This window comes from Massilia genomosp. 1, assembly GCF_011682185.1.
Taxonomy (GTDB): Bacteria; Pseudomonadota; Gammaproteobacteria; order Burkholderiales; family Burkholderiaceae_D; genus Telluria_A; species Telluria_A rubra.
On sequence record NZ_WHJF01000405.1, the window covers coordinates 1 to 435 of the forward strand.

The window sequence follows — 435 nt, forward strand, 5'->3', positions numbered from 1 at the left end:
GTTCCCCAGCGGGCTTGATGCACAAATCGCGAAATAGTCAAGCTACCCCGTCCCGGGCACGGCGGGGAATTTAACAAAAACCGCGTGCAAAGCCCAAATTTGCGCGCTTTTCAAAGCCCGTTCACACACGGTAGCGAATCACCCTGATACGTTTGCGGCTGAGTGTGTCGAACTGTGCCAGCTCGCGCGCGGCAGTGATGCCGGCGAGGTTCGTCATGTAATATCCGACTCCTTCGGGCACAACCATATTTTCATCGGTTAACCAGCGCATCAGTTCGCTTTCCTCATCAGGTAGCGGGCGCTGTAGCAGCTTCGGAGCGTGTCAAACTATTTGAGACAGTATTTACAGATTGTTTAGGGAGCATTCTTCGGTCTGCTCGTTGGTGCCAATGTCCATTTTGGGCATGTTGATTCCGGCTTCGGTTGGCAGAGCCG

At 53.8% G+C, this 435-nt stretch carries 1 protein-coding gene; it reads right to left on the bottom strand.

Annotated elements, in window-relative coordinates:
* Positions 1 to 121 precede the first annotated feature (121 nt).
* Positions 122 to 271 carry a hypothetical protein gene (locus F1735_RS34300; protein ID WP_167241521.1) on the bottom strand — a complete coding sequence of 50 codons (150 nt, stop codon included), beginning with the start codon at positions 269 to 271 and terminating at the stop codon, positions 122 to 124.
* Positions 272 to 435 lie beyond the last annotated feature (164 nt).

Bases quoted from the DNA above. Each gene is read 5' to 3' on its own strand.
- F1735_RS34300 (WP_167241521.1), bottom strand. From the start codon at position 271: ATGCGCTGGTTAACCGATGAAAATATGGTTGTGCCCGAAGGAGTCGGA.